Source organism: Gilliamella sp. wkB178 (assembly GCF_001690705.1).
In the GTDB taxonomy this organism is placed as follows: domain Bacteria; phylum Pseudomonadota; class Gammaproteobacteria; order Enterobacterales; family Orbaceae; genus Gilliamella; species Gilliamella apicola_K.
In genome coordinates this window covers 61,584-82,091 of sequence record NZ_LZGK01000014.1, presented here as the reverse complement: position 1 = coordinate 82,091, position 20,508 = coordinate 61,584, and the positions used below count along the sequence as shown (strand labels likewise).

19 protein-coding genes and 1 tRNA gene are annotated in these 20,508 nt (G+C 35.4%); 15 read left to right on the top strand and 5 right to left on the bottom strand.

The window, feature by feature from the left end:
• Positions 1 to 23: 23 nt before the first annotated feature.
• From A9G13_RS08545 to lysS, 13 genes are all read left to right on the top strand, one after another.
• The gene (locus A9G13_RS08545; RefSeq protein WP_065557203.1) at positions 24 to 449 is read left to right on the top strand and encodes a F0F1 ATP synthase subunit epsilon; all 426 of its coding nucleotides are present in this window, start codon (positions 24 to 26) and stop codon (positions 447 to 449) included.
• A 281-nt stretch (positions 450 to 730) separates the two neighbouring features.
• A complete protein-coding gene (recC, locus tag A9G13_RS08540; protein ID WP_065557202.1) occupies positions 731 to 3,943 on the top strand; it encodes an exodeoxyribonuclease V subunit gamma in 3,213 nt (1,070 codons plus the stop codon).
• An 8-nt stretch (positions 3,944 to 3,951) separates the two neighbouring features.
• Positions 3,952 to 4,737, top strand: a complete 786-nt coding sequence (locus A9G13_RS08535) for a TatD family hydrolase (protein WP_065557201.1) — start codon at positions 3,952 to 3,954, stop codon at positions 4,735 to 4,737.
• A 61-nt stretch (positions 4,738 to 4,798) separates the two neighbouring features.
• Positions 4,799 to 5,770, top strand: coding sequence for a ketopantoate/pantoate/pantothenate transporter PanS (gene panS / locus A9G13_RS08530; RefSeq protein WP_065557200.1), 972 nt, complete (start codon positions 4,799 to 4,801; stop codon positions 5,768 to 5,770).
• Between the two features lie 109 nt (positions 5,771 to 5,879).
• Positions 5,880 to 7,274 (top strand): DHA2 family efflux MFS transporter permease subunit, encoded by a 1,395-nt coding sequence (locus tag A9G13_RS08525; protein WP_065557199.1) that lies wholly within the window; start codon positions 5,880 to 5,882, stop codon positions 7,272 to 7,274.
• A gap of 3 nt (positions 7,275 to 7,277) precedes the next feature.
• The gene (locus A9G13_RS08520) at positions 7,278 to 7,910 is read left to right on the top strand and encodes an MBL fold metallo-hydrolase (RefSeq protein WP_065557198.1); all 633 of its coding nucleotides are present in this window, start codon (positions 7,278 to 7,280) and stop codon (positions 7,908 to 7,910) included.
• Positions 7,911 to 8,089: 179 nt separating this feature from the next.
• Positions 8,090 to 8,686 carry a biotin transporter BioY gene (locus A9G13_RS08515; protein ID WP_065557197.1) on the top strand — a complete coding sequence of 199 codons (597 nt, stop codon included), beginning with the start codon at positions 8,090 to 8,092 and terminating at the stop codon, positions 8,684 to 8,686.
• Positions 8,661 to 9,242 (top strand): YiiX/YebB-like N1pC/P60 family cysteine hydrolase, encoded by a 582-nt coding sequence (locus A9G13_RS08510; protein ID WP_065557196.1) that lies wholly within the window; start codon positions 8,661 to 8,663, stop codon positions 9,240 to 9,242. The genes A9G13_RS08515 and A9G13_RS08510 overlap by 26 nt, the downstream gene beginning before the upstream one ends.
• A 90-nt stretch (positions 9,243 to 9,332) precedes the next feature.
• Positions 9,333 to 9,408, top strand: a tRNA-Asn gene (locus A9G13_RS08505).
• 253 nt (positions 9,409 to 9,661) lie between these two features.
• Positions 9,662 to 10,390 (top strand): type 1 glutamine amidotransferase, encoded by a 729-nt coding sequence (locus tag A9G13_RS08500; protein WP_065557195.1) that lies wholly within the window; start codon positions 9,662 to 9,664, stop codon positions 10,388 to 10,390.
• 205 nt (positions 10,391 to 10,595) lie between these two features.
• A complete protein-coding gene (locus A9G13_RS08495) occupies positions 10,596 to 11,222 on the top strand; it encodes a Fe-Mn family superoxide dismutase (RefSeq protein ID WP_065557194.1) in 627 nt (208 codons plus the stop codon).
• A 167-nt stretch (positions 11,223 to 11,389) separates the two neighbouring features.
• Positions 11,390 to 12,488, top strand: a protein-coding gene (prfB, locus tag A9G13_RS08490) for a peptide chain release factor 2 (protein ID WP_141670904.1) whose coding sequence is annotated in 2 segments (ribosomal slippage) — positions 11,390 to 11,464 and positions 11,466 to 12,488 — 1,098 coding nt in all. Because the reading frame shifts where the segments join, the coding sequence is not laid out codon by codon here.
• A 30-nt stretch (positions 12,489 to 12,518) separates the two neighbouring features.
• Positions 12,519 to 14,036, top strand: coding sequence for a lysine--tRNA ligase (gene lysS, locus A9G13_RS08485; protein ID WP_065557192.1), 1,518 nt, complete (start codon positions 12,519 to 12,521; stop codon positions 14,034 to 14,036).
• Positions 14,037 to 14,263: 227 nt separating this feature from the next.
• Here lysS and A9G13_RS08480 read toward each other — a convergent pair whose 3' ends face one another.
• Positions 14,264 to 15,523 (bottom strand): uracil-xanthine permease family protein, encoded by a 1,260-nt coding sequence (locus A9G13_RS08480; protein WP_442902806.1) that lies wholly within the window; start codon positions 15,521 to 15,523, stop codon positions 14,264 to 14,266.
• A 103-nt stretch (positions 15,524 to 15,626) separates the two neighbouring features.
• Positions 15,627 to 16,253 (bottom strand): uracil phosphoribosyltransferase, encoded by a 627-nt coding sequence (upp, locus tag A9G13_RS08475; RefSeq protein WP_065557191.1) that lies wholly within the window; start codon positions 16,251 to 16,253, stop codon positions 15,627 to 15,629.
• A gap of 252 nt (positions 16,254 to 16,505) precedes the next feature.
• Between upp and A9G13_RS08470 the strand changes: the two genes are divergently transcribed.
• Positions 16,506 to 16,865 carry a DUF805 domain-containing protein gene (locus A9G13_RS08470; protein ID WP_065557190.1) on the top strand — a complete coding sequence of 120 codons (360 nt, stop codon included), beginning with the start codon at positions 16,506 to 16,508 and terminating at the stop codon, positions 16,863 to 16,865.
• A gap of 64 nt (positions 16,866 to 16,929) precedes the next feature.
• Here the strand turns inward: A9G13_RS08470 and gntR are convergent, their stop codons facing one another.
• Together gntR and ung are read right to left on the bottom strand one after the other, a co-directional pair.
• On the bottom strand, positions 16,930 to 17,934 hold the full coding sequence (gene gntR, locus A9G13_RS08465) for a gluconate operon transcriptional repressor GntR (RefSeq protein WP_065557189.1): 1,005 nt from the start codon (positions 17,932 to 17,934) through the stop codon (positions 16,930 to 16,932).
• On the bottom strand, positions 17,924 to 18,619 hold the full coding sequence (ung, locus tag A9G13_RS08460; RefSeq protein ID WP_065557386.1) for a uracil-DNA glycosylase: 696 nt from the start codon (positions 18,617 to 18,619) through the stop codon (positions 17,924 to 17,926). Before ung ends, gntR begins: the two co-directional genes overlap by 11 nt.
• Before the next feature lie 188 nt (positions 18,620 to 18,807).
• Between ung and grcA the strand changes: the two genes are divergently transcribed.
• Positions 18,808 to 19,191 (top strand): autonomous glycyl radical cofactor GrcA, encoded by a 384-nt coding sequence (gene grcA / locus A9G13_RS08455; RefSeq protein WP_065557188.1) that lies wholly within the window; start codon positions 18,808 to 18,810, stop codon positions 19,189 to 19,191.
• A 169-nt stretch (positions 19,192 to 19,360) separates the two neighbouring features.
• Here the strand turns inward: grcA and dnaJ are convergent, their stop codons facing one another.
• Entirely contained in the window at positions 19,361 to 20,494 is a 1,134-nt protein-coding gene (gene dnaJ / locus A9G13_RS08450; protein ID WP_065557187.1) for a molecular chaperone DnaJ, read from the bottom strand.
• Positions 20,495 to 20,508 lie beyond the last annotated feature (14 nt).

Below are 20,508 nucleotides of genomic sequence, written 5' to 3'. Positions count from 1 at the left end.
ATTTATTGTACGGAGATAGTATTATGGCACTAACTTCCTATCAATTAGAAGTTGTTAGTGCTGAATCTCACCTATTTTCAGGTGATGTTCAGCGAATTAGAGTAACCGGTAGAGAAGGTGAACTGGGTATTTACCCTGGTCATACACCATTACTCACAACTATTAAACCTGGCATGGTGGGAATCGTTAAAGCTGATGGTGAAGAAGAGTTTATCTACCTTTCGGGTGGTATTTTAGAAGTCCAACCAAAGATGGTAACTATTTTAGCTGATACCGCTATTCGTGGCGAAGATCTAGATGAAGCAAGAGCTCAAGAAGCAGTAAGGCAAGCACAAGAACATATTAATAATCCAACTAGTGATATGTCATTTGCGCAAGCCTCTGCCGAACTATCGAAAGCACTTGCTAAAATTCGAGTTATTGAATTGACTCGTCGAATAGGTCAGTAATTAGTTTTATGATCTCATCAAAATAAATGTTTCGGTTACAGGGATAACTTCTGTAACCTTTTCATTTTATCTAATAACAATAAATAATATTAAAAAAATTAAGGTGATTTCCCATGTTAGCTATTTTGGGACAACACCGATAATTACCATCACATACCTTCCCGTAATTTTAACTGGTTAAATATTTAGTTAAGCTAAAAAGTTAACTAATTAAGCGTGACTAGATTTATTAACCGCTATCAGCGATAATCTTAATAAATTTAATTAATGCTAATACCACTATGTTTACCATCTATCATTCAAACCAAGTCGATTTACTAAAATCTCTCGTGAGTGAATTGATGCGCATGCACCCACTAAATGAGGTATTTGTACCAGATCAAGTTATTGTGCAAAGTCAAGGTATGGCCCAATGGTTACAAATTGAATTAGCCAATGACCTTGGTATTGTAGCTAATATTGCCTTTCCTTTTCCTACGGAATTTATTTGGCAAATTTACCAAATTCTATTACCGGATGCTCCTACAGAAAATAGCTATAATACCGAATCCATGACATGGCAATTATATAGTTTATTACCTAAAGTCATTGAGCAACCTGAATTTATCACTATCAAACAATATCTTAGTGTAGATACACAAGACAGAAAACAATTTCAATTAGCAACACGCATAGCACGTTTATTTGACCAATATTTAGTATACCGACCGGATTGGTTAGCTAAATGGGAAGGCAACCAAACAGTTACAGAGCTTAATCACCATCCTGATGAAATATGGCAGGCTGAGCTTTGGCGTCAGTTAGTCGCAACTAACCAACCTTATCACCGTGCCAATATTTACCAACAAATGCTGGATATCTTGTTAAAGAATGATCTTGATCCAACTTTGTTAAAACAGCTACCCAAACGCGTATTTATTTTTGGCATAACTTCACTACCGCCTGTTTATTTATCACTCTTTGCTGCTCTTGGACAGCATATTGACATTCATTTAATGTTCAATAATCCATGTAAATGGTACTGGGGGGATATTGTTGAAAAACAACTATCTGATATACAAAATATCTCTGATCAAAAACCGAACCCATTACTTACTTCATGGGGAAAATTAGGGCGTGATAATTTATTTTTATTACAAGAATTTAATAATAAACAAGATATTGAGATGTTTGTTGATCAAGATCGGTCTTGTTTATTGCATGCCTTACAACAAGATATTTTAGAGCTTTACCCAAGTAATAAAAATAAACAACTAATTGTACCAACTGATAAGTCGATCTCCTTGCATGCTTGTCATAGTGAACAGCGAGAAGTCGAAATTTTATATGACTATCTTTTATCTGTTTTTGATGCAAACCCTACAGTAGAATTACGCGATTGTATTGTCATGGTTTCCGATATTGACAGATATGTTCCTTACATTCGTTCAGTGTTTAGCAATGCTCCTAGTCAACGTTATTTACCCTTTACTATTTCTGATCAAAAAGCACGAAATATTGATCCAATGGTACAAGGTTTTTTGGCTATTCTAAATTTTCCACAGAGTCGATTTACTGCTGAAGAACTATTTAACCTGCTTGAAATCCCTGCTATATCTGAAAAATTTGCTATCAATGAATCTCAATTAACGCTACTTCGTACTTGGATTATTGATTCAGGCATTCGCTTTGGACTTGAAAATGCCCATAGCTGGTTATTTGGATTAGAAAGGCTATTACTTGGTTACACTATGAGTAATGAACAAGGCGGCTGGCAACAAATCTCACCTTATGATGGTGCTACAGGGCTTGATGCTGAATTAATCGGTCAGTTAGCCGAATTTATAACCGTAGTTCGCAAATGGTTGGTTATATTAAGTGAAAACAAACCTTTAGTAGAGTGGCAAAGTTGTTGTTTTGAAATAATAACTGATTTCTTTGCAGCTAACCAGCAACGAGAGTCGATTTTGTTAATAATAGAAGATGAATGGCAAAAACTAATAACTAGTGGCTTAGTAGCTAATTTTAGTGACAATATTTCTATTACTATTTTACACGATGCCTTGCAATCACGTTTAGAGCAGAATCATTTGGCTCACCGATTCTTAGTTGGTAAAATCAACTTTTGTACCATGATGCCTATGCGTTCAATACCTTTTAAAGTTGTTTGTTTATTAGGTATGAATGATGGTGATTATCCAAGAACATCATTACCTCTTGATTTTGATTTAATTGCACAACACCCTAGAAAAGGAGATCGTAGTCGACGTAATGATGATCGTTATTTATTTTTAGAAGCAATTTTATCTGCCCAACAACAATTATATATCAGTTATATTGGGCGTGATATGAAAGATGATAGCGAACGTTATCCGTCTGGGCTAGTTGATGAACTTTGGGAATATATAGCTCAGTATTATTGTGCACCGAACCTTAATAGTTCATCGCCAAAAGATAATCCTCCAAATTTTTTACGTGTTATGCATACTCGCACACCATTTAATCCCAAAAACTATCTACAAGAACCAAAAAGTTATGCCGATGAATGGTTACCAGCAGCTTTACAACAGGGTGAAAATCCATCTTTTATTAGTACGATTCCTACTATTACCGTCGATAATATCAATATTGATGAATTAAAAAGATTTTACCAACATTCAATTAGACTATTTTTACAAAAGCGCTTTAATTTTTATATTAATTATCTTGATGATACTTTACCTGATGCTGAAAATTTCAACCTTAATAGCTTGGAGCGTTATCAATTAAACTCACAGATCTTAAATCAACTCATCACCAAAAATAACCAGGATACAGATAGTTTTTATCAACAATTGGCATTAACAGGTGAATTACCTGATGGTGCTTTTGGGCAAATTATTTATGAAGAGCAAAATACAACCATGCAATCACTTGCTGATAAGATAAAGCAAGAAAGACTTAACATGGGCACTCAAGAGGTTAATTTAACCATTACAACTAACCAACAAACTTACCAATTACAAGGTTGGTTAACACATATTCAACAAGATGGTATTTTATCTTGGCGCCCATCTAAGCTTTCAATTCGTGATGGGATGGCATTGTGGATCGACCATTTAGTTTATTGTATTTTAAATCCAAATAACATAGATAGCCAAAGTCGAATTTATGGTCGAGAAGATCATGAATGGCGTTTTTTATTTTTGGACCCAAGTGAAGCAATAAATATTTTAACTACCTTGGTAGAAGGTTATTTACAAGGCATTAACCAACCATTATTAATGCCTATACAAAGTGCATGGAACTGGTTAATAGCCGCATATAATACTGAAACTGGGGAAATAATCCCAAGTGATAAAGCCAATAATCAATTATTAAACACTTGGCAAGGAGGATTTAATCATTCTGCGGAATGCGATAGTTACTATTTCCGCCTCTATCCAGAACTAACCGATTCCTTAATTAAACAGATTACCCATTATGCCCAACGATTTTTATTACCAATTTTATTACATCAGGTAACCGTAAAATAGGAAATATTATGTTTATTGATACCCATTGTCATTTTAATTTTCCAGCTTTTACCAAGAATCTATCTGAATCAATTAATTATATTCGGCAAGCAAATATTGTTGGATTAATTGTACCTGCTGTATCAGCTAGCCATTTTACTCAAGTATTACAACTAGCTGATCACTATTCTGAAATCTATGCTGCTTTAGGTTTACATCCTATTTATCAACATACTGAAGCTGATTTACAACAATTAACTAGCATGTTAGAAAAAAAACCGAATAAACTAGTCGCCATTGGTGAAATTGGGCTAGATAGGTATGATTTAACTATAGATTGGCATCAACAAATATCTTTTTTTAGAGCTCAGCTAGCATTAGCTAAACGCTTTGATTTGCCAGTTTTGATCCATTCCCGCAAGACTCATGACATAATGTACCATGAATTACATCAAGCCAATTTACCTTGCCGTGGCGTGATTCATGGATTTTCTGGTAGTTACCAACAAGCCATGCAATTTATTAAACTAGGTTATTATATCGGTGTAGGTGGCGTTATTAGTTATACTCGCGCTAATAAAACTCGCAATGCTATTGCTCAATTACCACTAGCAAGCCTAGTACTGGAAACAGACGCACCCGACATGCCATTAAGTGGTCAACAAGGTCAGATCAATCGACCAGAAAATATTGTTAAAATTTTTAATATTTTGTCGCAGTTACGCAATGAATCTTCTTCACAAATACTTAACGGAATTTTAACAAATACCTTGACGCTATTTAACAGAATCAATAGAATTAAAATTCTCAATTAATATTTAAAATAACCACTTAATTATTATTAAGTTATTTTAATCAATTACCCGGTAGGTTCTTATGGCTCAACGATTTAGTCAACTTTTTGTTCAGTCTATTATTTCACTTACTCGCTTATTTCCTTTATGGGCTATACTTTGTGCAATAATTGCGTATTTATTACCAAATACTTTTATGCCAATACGACCTTATACATCGCAACTATTAATGTTTGTTATGTTTACTATGGGTGTTACCTTAAGTATTGATGATTTTAAGCGTGTAGTAACAAGACCTAAAGCAGTGATTATTTGTACTTTATTACACTACATTGTGATGCCCCTAGCCGCATTAATATTATCCAAATTATTCACTATGCGACCTGAATTATTAGTCGGAATGGTGTTAGTTGGTAGTGTTGCTAGTGGCACAGCATCGAATGTAATGATTTATTTGGCTAAAGGGGATGTAGCGCTGTCGATAACTATCTCTTCTGTGTCAACTTTAATCGGGGTTGTTGTTACCCCAATATTAACTTACCTACTAGTGGGAACAACTGTTGAAGTACCTATCTGGAGTATGCTAGTGCATATTATACAAATAGTTCTAGTTCCAATTTTATTAGGCCTTTTAATTCATCATTTATTATTACCTGTAGTAAAAAAATGCGAACGCTTTTTACCATTAATGTCGATGCTGTGTATTTTATTAATACTTTGTGTAGTAGTTGCAGGTAGCCATGCTCAAATTGGTCAAGTTGGATTTACTGTGATTTTTGCCGTCATCTTACATAATGGTTTAGGCTTACTTGGTGGTTATTGGGGAGGGCGTTTATTGGGCTTTGATGAATCTACTTGCCGTACTATGTCACTTGAAGTTGGCATGCAAAACTCAGCCTTAGCGGCTACACTTGGTACTAATTACTTTTCAGCGCTTTCTGCATTACCCGCAGCTGTATTCTCGGTCTGGCACAATATTTCTGGTTCTCTATTAGCTGGCTACTGGCAAGGTAAACCAACCAAGAATCACAAAAAAACACCAATTGATAAATAATATTGTAAAATAGCATTCATTCTAATCTCTCCTTCTCTATAATAGAAGGAGAGTATAACCTTTGGTGCATTTCTGTACCCGCATCTTGATCAATTTTAGGCAAATTAGCATGAATAACGAAATACAGTTATCACCTTTTGTTTATCGCATATTGCCGTGGATTGCTGCGTTTGCATTTTTTATGCAGTCGCTCGATACTTCGATATTAAACACAGCGCTACCAACTATGGCTAAAGATCTCAATGAATCGCCTTTAAATATGCAATCAGCAGTTATTAGTTATGCCTTAACCTTAGCGCTATTTATCCCTGTAAGTGGTTTTTTATCAGACAGGTTCGGCACTAAACATATTTTTGTAATGGCGGTTATCCTATTCACATTGGGTTCATTACTTTGTGCATTATCAAATTCGTTAATTTTCTTGGATATTTCACGCGTGATCCAAGGTATTGGTGGCTCAATGATGGTGCCAGTATCCCGTCTAGTATTAATCAAATCCTTTAAACGTAGTGATTTTTTAGTAGCACTAAATACCGCAACAATACCTGGATTAATTGGTCCGGTATTGGGACCGGTACTAGGTGGTTACTTAGTTGATGTAGTTAGTTGGCATTGGGTATTTTTTATTAACTTACCAATTGGAATTTTAGGTGCAATTATCAGTTGGCGTTACATGCCAAATATTAAAGGCGAACGCATGCCTTTTGATCTATTTGGATTTTTATTTATTATTATCACCTTTATCAGCGCAACATTAAGTGTAGAGTTTTTGAGTCAAAGTCAAAGTGGTCATTTTTCTTTATTTTTAGCAGTAATCAGTTTAATTTTTTTATTAATTTATCGCTTTTATGCCAGAAAAGCAGCTGCCCCACTGTTCCCGCTTTCACTGTTTGAAATTAGAACATTTAAAATAGGGATCATAGGTAATTTAGTCTGTCGATTAGGTATCTCTGGAGTACCTTTCCTGATTCCATTATTATTACAAGTAGGATTTGGTTATCCAGCTATGTTTGCAGGTATTATGTTAGTACCAATGGCTATAGCTTCAATTTGTACAAGACTATTTATACCCCGTATTTTAGGGCGACTAGGTTATCGTGTAGTCCTTGTTGGCAACACAATTATAACCGGGGTGCTGATTTTTTTAATGTCTCAACTCAGTTTATCTACCCCAATTGTAGTATTATGCTTATTGCTTTTTTGTATTGGTGGTGCCAATTCAATGCAGTTTACGGCAATGAATAGTATTACGCTGGCTAATTTACACGGTGAAATTACCAGTAGTGGTAATAGCTTAATGGCGGTCAATCAGCAATTAGCGATCAGCTTTGGTACCGGATTTGGTGCCGTGTTAGTACGGCTAATCAGTACTACCACAAATACTATCCACGCCTTTCAATTAACTTTTATTATACTAGGTGTGGTTACAGTGCTATCTAGCATTATTTTTGGTAGATTAAAACAGCAAGATGGACAAAATCTAATTTCTCATCAAAGGAGATAAAATATGTTTCAATATCAAATTATTCCAGTTACAGCTTTTGAAGAAAATTGTAGCATTATTTGGTGTGACGAAACCAAAGAAGCGGCTTTTATCGATCCCGGAGGTGAGCCAGAATTACTACAAAAAGCGGTTGAAAAACTTGGTGTTAACATTAGACAAATTTTATTAACCCATGGCCATTTAGATCATGTTGGTGCTGCTGTTGCGTTAGCAAAACATTTCAATGTCAAAATTATTGGTCCCAGCCAAGAAGATGAATTTCTATTTAATGGTTTGCCACAACAATGCATGCAATTTGGTTTTCCTCATACCGCAGCATTTTTACCCGACCGTTGGCTACAAGAAGGCGACCAAGTTCACGTTGGTAAAACCACACTCGATGTTCTATTTTGCCCAGGCCATACCCCAGGACACATTGTATTTATTGACCATCACGATAAACTTGCATTTGTAGGGGATGTACTATTTAAAGGTAGCATTGGACGAACAGATTTTCCACGAGGTAATCATGCTAGTTTAATTTCAGCAATTAACACTAAGCTACTACCACTGGGCGATGATTTTGTGTTTATACCGGGGCATGGACCAATGTCAACAATTGGGAATGAACGCATCAGTAACCCTTATTTAGTCTAACTGAAATGAATAGTGATATAGTTATTATACTGGTTAGTGTGTAGTAACTAACAATTAAATTTGCTAGTAATTTTAAAACGCATCTCTAAAGTAAACTTTTTTTACAAAAAACAGTTTACAATTAAAATTATTTATTTATGATAGATAAGTCTGTGAAATCACAAAAAGGTTAAATGGTTATGCAACACTTATTTACAACATATTACCCAAGTTTTATTTCTACATTATTTAATTTATCTTCATGGCAACGGAAGATGTTAGTGACCACTTGCTCAGTATTAATATTAGCTATTGCCTCAAATATAAGTATTCCTACCTATCCTGTCCCTTTCACTTTACAATCACTAGTGGTATTGCTCATTGGCGCATTTTTAGGACGGCGCTTAGCTACATTGGCACTATTGCAGTATTTGTTGATGGGTGCTTTAGGATTACCTATTTTTGCTAACGGTAGTGGTGGAATTGCAGCTTTACTTTCACCTTCAAGTGGGTATTTATATGGCTTTGTGGTAAGCGCTTACTTAGCTGGACTAGCAACAGAAAAAGGTTATGACCGCAAATTTATATTAGGTCTAATTGCTTTTGCTTGTGCTCATCAAATGACCTTTGTATTCGGTGTTACTTATTTGGCTGGTTATTTGCATATCAATTTACTTGAGGCAATAAAATTAGGCTATTTACCTTTCGCTGGGTTTGATTTACTTAAGTTTACGTTGGCAACTTGTGTTATGTATATGTTGTGGCGACACCATGCTAAAAAGCAATGTTCTCAATAAAGGAGATATCATTTTTCAAAGTCTTAAAGAAAAATGTGCATTTAATGACGCTGTTAGCCATTCTGGCGTAGTGGCAAATATGGATGAGATAATAACACGTATAAATCATGTCGGTTTATATGTTGGCAATAATAGGGTTATACAGGCCTGTCAAACAAAAGGAGTTGTTTTACAGCCTGTCACAGATTTTCTTTTAGCAGGATGCTTCAATATTATTGCGTCAATTGACAATGCATTGCTCATTAAACAAGCATTAACTAGAGCCATGAGCTATTTAGGATTACCATACAATCATAGCTTTCACCCGAATGCTGAAGGGCTTTATTGTAGTCAACTTATTACTTCCGTTTTTAAATTAGAAGATAACAGTGATTATTTTCAATTATATCCAATGAATTTTAAAGACTTAACTACTCAACAGATTTTACCCTACTGGATTAGTTATTATCACCAACTTAGACAACCTATTCCACAAGAAGTACAGGGGTCACACCCGCAACAATTATTAAGACAAACTCATTTATTTAAAACTATTCGTTTGTTTACTACGCAATAATATAAAAATATCAAGAGTAAAAGTAATTTCCAATGATTTAACTATTGACACAACCTCATTAAGTCTATAATATGCGCGCTACATTTCGGTTCCTCCATAGTTCAGTCGGTAGAACGGCGGACTGTTAATCCGTATGTCACAGGTTCAAGTCCTGTTGGAGGAGCCAACTTTTAAATTTCTAATAATCTGTTTTATATCTAATATCACACCATTAAACACTATAACTAACCTTACTATCAGCTTTGGGTTAATTTTCCGCAAGTTCATCTTTGTCAAACTCGATATTGTTTTTATAAACAGGATTACTCATAATAGCTATTGGTAAAATCATCACATATAATATTTCATATACTTCCATTATGTAGCTAGCCAGTAATAACTCTATTGATAATGTTGATTGGTCAGAGGGGAATTTAACAATGCATATACATTTTATTATTCATGAAGATTTTGAAGCACCCGGCGCATATGAACAGTGGGCAAAAAATCATCATCACAAAATTAGTTATTCTCGTGTATATCTTAATGAAGCACTTCCTAATAATATCGACGATATCGATTTTGTTATTATTATGGGTGGCCCTCAATCTCCGGCAACAACTAAACAAGAGTGTAATCACTTCGATTCACAGGCTGAACAAACAGTAATTTTAACTGCTATAAATGCTGGTAAAGTCGTCATCGGTGTGTGTCTTGGTTCACAATTAATTGGTCAGGCTTTAGGTGCCAACTATGCACATAGTCCAGAAAAAGAAATTGGGAAATTCCCTATTACCCTAACTGAAATAGGTAAAAATCATCCTTTATTTAGTGACTTTGGTGATACCTTAGAAGTTGGTCATTGGCATAATGATATGCCGGGACTAACCAAAAAAGCACAAATAATTGCTTACAGTGAAGGTTGCCCACGCCAAATTATTGCCTATGATAAATTAGTTTATGGGTTTCAATGCCATATGGAACTGACCAATGAAGTAGTTGAATTACTGATTGCTCATTCACAACAAGATCTTAAACAAGCTGCTAAGTACCGCTTTGTTGATACACCGGATATGTTACGATCTCACGATTATACTCAAATGAATCAAAAACTTTTTACTTTTTTAGATAAATTAAGCCAACGTTATCTCTTAGACCAAAAAAAATAATTATTTTATATTTGCTGCTTTCTTGATATTAAAACTTGGGGTGTATTGAGTTATTTAATTATAGCTAATCAATTGGTTTATATTGGTAAAAATTTTTATTATTTAGATAGTTGATAACTATTCAAATAATAGTTTGTGAGCAATATAGATAACTCGTATACTGGTTAAAAATGTTGTTAATAACACCTTATAAAGGAGCAATCTCATGGCTTACATCCTACCGCCATTACCTTATGCTTATGAAGCATTAGAACCTTACATTGATTCACAGACTATGCATCTACATCATGATAAGCATCATCAAACTTATGTGAATAATGCTAATGCAGCCCTTGAATCTTTATCAGCAGAAATACAAGCATTTTCACCTAGTACTTTAATTCAAAATTTAGATAAAGTACCTGCTGATAAGTTAACCGCAATCAGAAATAATGCCGGAGGCCATGTAAATCACACACTTTTCTGGGAGTTGTTAAAAATTGGAACAGAACTTAAAGGTGAATTAAAAGCTGCAATTGAAAAAGACTTTGGTTCCGTTGAAACCTTTAAAGAAAAATTTGCAACTGCTGCCGCTACTCGATTTGGTTCTGGTTGGGCATGGTTAGTTTTACAAAATGGTAAACTCGCGGTTGTTTCAACTGCAAACCAAGATTCTCCACTTATGGGTGAGAAATATGCGGGGGTTTCTGGTACTCCAGTTTTGGCACTTGATGTTTGGGAACATGCTTATTATTTGAAATACCAAAACCGCCGAGCTGATTATATTAATGCCTTTTGGAATGTAGTTAACTGGGATAAAGTTGCTGAATTATATGCAACCGCTAAAAAATAAACTGTAATTTTTATAAAATTACCTTAACGATGGCGCATAAAGCGCCATTTTAGTTTCCTAATTACCAATTCTTGTATACTAAAAATTGATATTTGCTAAATTGTGCTTAAATCCGCTACAATGAGCGATTACTAAAACTCAAAAATTTTTACAACCAAAATAAACACATGTTTGAAATTAATCCTGTTAAATCAAAAATAGCGGAGCTTGCCGAGCGCACTGCTGTGATTCGGGGGTATCTTTGACTACGATGTCAAAAAAGAACGACTTGAAGAAGTCAATGCCGAATTAGAACAATCCGAAATCTGGTCTGACCCAGAAAAAGCGCAAGCGTTAGGTAAAGAACGTGTAGCTCTCGATGAAATTATTAGCACTATCAACTCATTAACGCAAGGTCTTGATGATGTCGAAGGTCTGCTTGAACTTGCCGTTGAAGCCGAAGATCAAGATACCTTTGACGAAACTAACTTTGAATTAGAACAATTAGAAAAAAAACTAGCTGGACTTGAGTTTCGTCGCATGTTTTCAGGTGATTATGATAGTGCAGATTGTTATTTAGATATTCAATCCGGTTCAGGTGGTACCGAGGCACAAGATTGGGCCGAAATGTTACTCAGAATGTACTTACGTTGGGCGGAATCTAAAGGTTTTGCGACCGAAGTTATGGAAGTGTCAGATGGTGATGTTGCTGGCATTAAATCTGCCACAATTAAAGTATCTGGCGATTATGCTTATGGTTGGTTACGTACAGAAACTGGGGTACACCGTTTAGTCCGTAAAAGCCCTTTTGATTCAGGTAATCGTCGGCATACATCATTTGCCTCAGTTTTTGTTTACCCTGAAATTGACGATGATATTGATATCGACATTAATCCAGCTGATCTACGGATTGATGTGTACCGTGCATCGGGTGCTGGTGGTCAGCATGTCAATAAAACAGAATCGGCTGTCCGTATTACCCATATTCCAACTGGTATCGTTACTCAGTGTCAAAATAACCGATCACAGCATAGCAATAAAGATCAAGCAATGAAGCAGTTAAAAGCAAAATTGTATGAACTTGAAATGCAGAAAAAGAATGCCGAAAAACAACAAATGGAAGAAAATAAATCCGATATCGGCTGGGGCAGTCAAATTCGTTCTTATGTCCTCGATGATTCACGTATCAAGGATTTACGTACCGGTGTTGAAACCCGTAATACTCAAGCCGTATTAGACGGTGATTTAGATCAGTTTATTGAAGAAAGCTTAAAAGCAGGTTTATAAACCGCTTATTAACGAATAAAAGGTAAAACTATGTCAACAAATCAGCAAGAGCAACAAAATCAAATTGAAGAGTTAAATAATGAGCTGAAAGCACGTCGTGAAAAACTAGCACATATTCGCGAACAAGGTATTGCTTTCCCAAATGATTTCCGTCGTGATGCAATTTCAAGCGATCTTCATAAACTGTATGATGATAAAACCAACGAAGAATTAATTGCAAAGAAAATCATCGTAACGGTTGCCGGTCGTATGATGATGCGCCGCATCATGGGTAAAGCGTCATTTGTTTCCTTACAAGATGTAGCTGGGCAGATTCAACTTTATGTCACTCGTGATGATCTTCCGGAAAATTACTACAATGAACAATTCAAGAAATGGGATCTGGGTGATATTGTTGGTGCTAAAGGTTATTTGTTTAAAACAAAAACTGGGGAATTATCTATCCATTGTCAAGAAATTCGTTTATTAACTAAAGCATTGCGCCCATTACCAGATAAGTTCCATGGACTTGCCGATCAAGAGATGCGTTATCGTCAACGCTACTTAGATCTAATCACCAATCAAGAATCACGTGATACCTTCAAAGCTCGTTCGCAAATAGTCACTGAAATTCGTAATTTCATGCTTGAAAACCATTTTATGGAAGTAGAAACGCCAATGATGCAAGTAATCCCTGGCGGGGCTTCAGCTAAACCATTTGTTACTCATCATAATGCACTTGATTTAGATATGTATTTACGTATTGCCCCAGAGCTGTTTTTAAAACGCTTAGTGGTTGGTGGCTTTGAACGCGTGTTTGAAATCAATCGTAACTTCCGTAATGAAGGTGTGTCCCCACGGCATAATCCTGAATTTACCATGATGGAAATGTATATGGCATATGCTGATTACAAAGATTTAATTGGGTTAACCGAAGCACTATTTCGCCGTTTAGCCATCAATGTAACTGGCAATCCGGTGGTACAATATGGTGAACATACTTTTGATTTTGGTAAACCATTTATCAAAATGACAATGCGTGAAGCGATTTGTCATTATCGCCCGGAAACGAATAATGCTGATTTAGATGATTTTGATAAAGCAAAAGCCATTGCCAGTTCAATTGGTATTAAAGTTGAAAAAAGTTGGGGATTAGGTCGAGTTGTTACCGAAATATTTGAAGAAGTTGCTGAAGCTAATTTAATTCAACCAACTTTTATTACTGAATACCCAGCCGAAGTTTCACCTCTTGCTCGCCGCAATGATGAAAATCCATTTGTGACCGATCGCTTTGAGTTCTTTATTGGTGGTCGTGAAATTGGTAATGGCTTCTCAGAACTTAACGATGCCGAAGATCAAGCACAACGTTTTGCCGATCAAGTATCTCAAAAAGACGCTGGTGATGATGAAGCTATGTTCTATGATGAAGATTATATTACTGCCCTTGAACACGGTTTACCACCTACAGCAGGGCTTGGCATTGGTATTGACCGCACAGTTATGTTATTTACTAATAGCCATACTATTCGTGATGTTATTTTATTCCCTACCATGCGCCCAATAAAGTAACTTAATACTATTGTTTATTGCTAAAACTCACTTAGTTTTTCATAAGTGAGTTTTTTATTATATACTGAAACGTATACTTCTCAGGAAACATCTTTACAAGATATTTTTTATTGTTAGTAACATAAAATATCGAAAGTCCTTTTCTAAAAAAACGAATATGAGAGTTATTTATTATTTCTATTTGCCGTTAAGTTAGAGTTAATAATTAACGGCATACTTAAGTAAAGTTAATCTGTACTATTTGATTTGTTTTGATGAGGTAGGATCAAATTCAATACAATAGCTAAAATCCCACACAAACTTATGCCTTGCAATGCATAAGAGCCAAAATCAAAGATCATCCCACCAATCCCAAAAACTAACACTAATGAAACAATACACATATTGCGTGATACAGAAAGATCAACTTTATGTTTGACTAAAATATTAATACCAACAGAAGCAATCGAACCAAATAGCAACACCATAATTCCGCCCATTACTACAGTTGGAATGGAACTTAAAAAGGCGCCGATTTTGCCAACAAAAGACATTAAAATTGCCCAAACTGCAGCCCATGTCATAACTCGAGTTTTAAAATTACGCGTAAGTGTTACCGCACCAATCACTTCGGCATAAGTAATACATGGTGGGCCACCAAAAAAACCTGCTGTTGAAGTAGCAATCCCATCGCCAAGTAATGTGCGTTGCAAACCAGGATCACGGGTATAATCTTTACCTGTAACCGCACTAATTGCCATAATATCACCGACATGTTCAATCGTTGGCGCAATAACGATTGGGATCATATATAAAATTGCTTGCCATTGAAACTCGGGGAAAGTGAAATCAGGAATTTTAAACCAAGGTGCATCGATGACTAGTTGAAAGTTAACAATACCAAAGATACAAGAAAGAGTATAACCAACGATAATACCTGCAATAATTGGTACTAATTTAAAAAAACCTTTAGCCCAAATGGCCACAATTAAAGTAGTTAGTAATGAAGCCATTGAGATAAGAATTAATTGATAATTTTCAGCAGGTAATCCACTATTTTTTCCCATTGCCATACCTACTGCAACCGGTGCAAGAGATAAGCCAATTACCATAATAATAGGGCCTGTTACCACAGGCGGTAAAATGCGATCGATAACATTATTACCGTTGAGTTTCACTAAGAAAGCGAAAAACATGAAGACAAAACCAGCCGCAACTAATCCACCTAAAGTAGCTGGGATCCCCCACTGTGCTACACCAAAAGAAATTGGAGCAATAAATGCAAATGATGAAGCAAGAAACACCGGTACTTTACCTTTAGTGGTTAGCTGAAATAATAAAGTACCTACACCTGCAGTAAATAATGCTACATTAGGATTTAATCCTGTTAAAAGTGGTACTAATACTAAAGCGCCAAATGCAACAAATAACATTTGTGCACCAGTAAAAACATCTTGCCATGAGTGTTTAGGGCGTAATGGATTATTTCCAATTTCATCGTTCGTGATTTCTGTCACGTTGAACCTCTCTTATTCTATTTAATATTGGTTGTATTTTTTATTAACTAACGAGCATAAAAAAACCGGATTAACCGGTCTAAAAATTGAGATTTTATTTGGTGCCGAATATTTTGTCTCCGGCATCACCAAGTCCTGGTAATATGTAGCCTTTATCATTTAACCTCTCATCTATTGATGCGGTGTATAATTCAATATCTGGATGAGCTTGTTCTAGTACCTTTATCCCTTCGGGGGCAGCAACTAAAACTAACACTTTAATATTTTTACAACCCGCTTTTTTTAGTAAATCAATAGTCGCAACCATTGAACCACCAGTAGCCAACATTGGATCAACGACTAGAGCCATACGGTCTTCAATATCGGAAGTTAATTTTTGGAAATATGGCACCGGTTCAAGTGTTTCTTCATTGCGATAAAATCCAACCACACTAATACGTGCACTTGGTACATGTTCAAGCACACCATCCATCATACCTAAACCTGCTCGTAAAATAGGTACTACAGTTATTTTTTTACCTTTAATTCGTTCCACCTGAACAGGTCCACACCAACCTTCAATTGTGACTTTTTCAGTAGGTAAATCGGCTGTGGCTTCATAAGTTAATAAACTGCCAACTTCACTAGCAAGATCGCGGAAATCTTTAGTACAAATATCATGTTCACGCATTAAACCGATTTTATGACGTACGAGGGGGTGTTTTACTTCAACTATTTTCATGGGGGCCTCAGTGTTATTCTTCTTTAATATTTAAGTAGGTATAAATAACCACTGAGCGGTAATAATAACATAGTAATCAATATTTGAAAACCTGAAATACTGAAACTTAAAAATAACATGAGCAGTAGCTCAACAAATAAACAAATAGATTAACTAGTTAAATAAATTAGTTTTATTTTTATACTTTTTTTGATTAAAATAACCGCCCTGAAAGGATATCTCATTAATTTTTATAACATAAGGAATAAAACAATGAATTGGTTTATTAGTTGTATCACCAAAAATTATGCAAATTTTAGTGGTCGAGCTCGCCGTCAAGAGTATTGGATGTTTAACTTATTTTTAGTTATTTTTTGGATGGTATTAGTATTTATTGCGATGTTAGGTCAAACTATCTCTGAAATTATGTTTATCATTTTTTGTATCTCAGTATTTGCTTTTTTTATTCCAAATTTAGCCGTAACAGTCCGTCGTTTACATGATACAGATAAATCTGGTTGGTGGTTTCTAATTTCTTTTATCCCATTTGGTGGAATTATTTTATTAGTTTTCATGTGTATCGATTCAACACCTGGCAGCAACCAATATGGTGATAATCCTAAAGGATTATAATTTGCATGCAACCTCATCAATCTATTTGATGAGGTTCATTAATTTTTATATCATCTTTTAATCACTAAATACTCTCACCATCTAAATATTTAACTGGAAAATCAATCACCTTTTGAGTTATTGTTTCACCATTAATCGACCTTATTAACATTTCTGCTGATTTTTGACCGATTGCAATTCTTGGAGTCAAAATTGATGCCAACTTAGGTGTCACGACTTGCCCAACATCATGCCCATGGAAACCGGCTACAGCAATTTGCTTAGGAACATTGATATTAAGACGCTTACATTCAAATAGAATCCCTAATGCTAAATCGTCATTAGTACTAAATACACCATCAATTTGCGGATATTCTTTTAAAGCTTGATGAAATAATTGGGTACCTAAAGAATAAGAGGATGGTTCTTTTGTAGCAAATGTTTTAGGTATTAATCCCGCTGCAATCATTGCCTCTTCATAAGCTTTTTGCCTAATAATACTACGATCATCCTGACGAGCACTAAAATAAGCAATATGCTGATGACCTTTATTAATCATCCTCTGAATCATGGTTTTAGTAGCTATAAAATTATCAAATCCAACCGCCATATCAATACAAGGGGAAACACTGTCCATAATTTCCACAACTGGAACTCCAGATAATTCAATCATTTTACGAGTCGCTGCAGTATGCGTTCGTTCTGTTAATATCAAACCATCGATATTGTAGGCAAGTAAGGAACGCAAGCGCATTTCTTCTTTTTCCGGATTATAACCAGTATGTGCGATCATAGTTTGATAACTATGTTTATCGGTTTCAATCTCAATGCCTTTGAGTACATCAGCAAAAACTTGATTGGTCAACGAAGGTAATAATACGCCAATTGCATAACTTTTTGCATTAGAAAGCATATCGGGGGCTTTATTAGGTAAATATCCTAACTTATCAATCGCGGCGGAAATACGTAACTGTAGTGGTTCAGAAACTAATTTTGGATCACGTAAAAAACGACTTACCGTCATTTTACTAATGCCAATTAAATCAGCTATTTCTTGCAAACCTGTACGCCGTTTTTTATTAATGGTCATTATGATTATCCGGTAATTGTGGTTGCCAATCAATTGGCGTTTTACCTTGTTGCATAATCAGATGATTAGCTTTTGAAAAATGTTTACAGCCTAGAAAACCGCGATGAGCCGACAACGGCGAAGGATGGGCTGCAGTTAACACATGATGTTTTTGGCGATCAATAAATTGCCCCTTTCTTTGTGCCGGTGAACCCCATAGCAAAAACACCACACCATCAAGGTATTTATCAATTGCGGCAATAACATGATCAGTAAAAGTTTCCCAACCTATTTTTGCATGTGAATGAGCTTGACCTGCTTCAACAGTTAATACCGTATTTAATAACAGTACTCCTTGAGTCGCCCAAGAAGCTAAATAACCATGCGATGGTATTTTAAAACCTTCAATATCAGTTGCTAGTTCTTTATAAATATTCAATAACGATGGTGGCGGTTTAATACCAGGCAAGACTGAAAAAGATAATCCATGGGCTTGATTTGGTCCATGATAAGGATCTTGCCCTAAAATTACCACTTTAATATTCGCAAATGGTGTGAATCGAAAGGCATTAAATACATCATGTTGCGGCGGATAAATTACTTTGCCTGCTGCTCGTTGCGATGCGACAAATTGCATTATTTGCTGGAAGTAAGGCTTCTGTTTTTCCTCACCAATGACATCATGCCATGTTAATTTGGTCATCATATTATTTTGTTCACACATTCAATTTATTTTAATCATTAACAACATAATAACCGATCGTAATAAAAAATTAAATTCAAAGGTATTACTTATCAAATTAATAGCTTTTTTTGACTTTAATCAAATTTTTAAAGTGCTATATTAACCAACAATAGGTTAGGGTAATTAAGCCCATTATGGAGGATTTTAAAATGATTACAGGTATCCAAATTACTAAAGCAAATAATGCAGCTCTTCTTAATTCTTTCTGGTTATTAGATGATTCAACTAAAGAAGCACGTTGTGTTGCTGCTAAATCAGTATATAAAGAAGATCAAGTGATTCCAACAGCTGAACTTGGTAAATTCGAATATCGTGAAGTACCACTAGATATCGCACCAACAGTTAAAGTTGAAGGTGGTCAACATTTAAACGTTAATGTTCTTCGTCGTGAAACACTAGAAGACGCAGTGCAACATCCAGAAAAATATCCACAATTAACAATTCGTGTTTCTGGTTATGCAGTACGCTTCAATTCACTAACTGCTGAACAACAACGCGATGTTATTGCACGTACATTTACTACAAAAATCTAATGTAAGTTAATGTGACCAATTTTAAAACCCAGCATTTGCTGGGTTTTTTATTATAACAAAGTCAAATTCTATTCACTAAGCCAATCACACTTATCTAATTAGTATAAAATAATTATACATAAACGAGGTTAGTAACCCAACCTCGCCATCAATATATTAATAATTAGTTTTAGCCAAAAAACTTTTTCACTTTGTCAAAAAAGCTCTTTTCTTTGGGGCTATGTTTAGAACTTTTATCAGCTTTAAAACTTTCACCTAATTCTTTAAGTAATTCTTTCTGTTTAGTTGTTAAGTTGACAGGTGTTTCAACTACTACATGGCAGTATAGATCACCCATTGCACTACCACGTAATGACTTAATACCTTTACCACGTAATCTAAACATTTTGCCTGTTTGAGTTTCAGCTGGGATCGTTAAACTTACCTTACCATTAAGAGTCGGTACCTCAACTTCGCCACCTAAAGATGCTAATGCAATATTAATTGGAATTTCACAATGAAGATTAGAACCATCACGCTCAAAAATGGCATGTGGTTTAACTTGTACTTGAACATATAGATCGCCAGCCGGGGCCCCATTTAAACCTGCTTCACCTTCACCTGATAATCTAATACGGTTGCCGGTATCAACACCAGCCGGAATTGTAACCGACAATGTTTTAGTTTTTTGTACTCGACCTTCACCATGACATTTCTTACAAGGATTCTTAACAACTTTACCTCGACCATGACAAGTTGGGCATTCTTGTTGTACAGCAAAAAATCCTTGTCGCATTTGTACCACACCTGCACCATGGCAAGTATCACAAGTCACCACATCCGAGGATTTTTCTGTTCCTTGTCCATGACAAACATCACATGTTACCCATGTTGGTACTTTTATTTCTTTTTTAACACCAGCAGCAGCTTCTTCTAATGTTAGCGAAATATTATATTGTAAATCAGAACCTCTTGTTGGACCTTGTCCACCACGGCCGCGACCACCACCGAAGAAGTCACTAAAGATATCATCAAAAGCAGAACCACCACCAAATCCGCCAAATCCACCGGAACCAGCACCAGCCCCAAAACCTTGTTCAAAAGCGGCATGTCCATATTGATCATAAGCGGCCTTCTTTTGTTCATCAGTTAAGATTTCATAAGCTTCTTTGACTTCTTTAAATTTAGCTTCAGCTTCTGCTTTATTATCCTGATTTTTATCGGGATGATATTTCATGGCTAGGCGCTTATAGGCTTTTTTTATCTCACTTTCAGTGGCATTTTTACTTACGCCTAATATTTCATAATAATCTTTCTTCGCCATAATTAACCTTTACT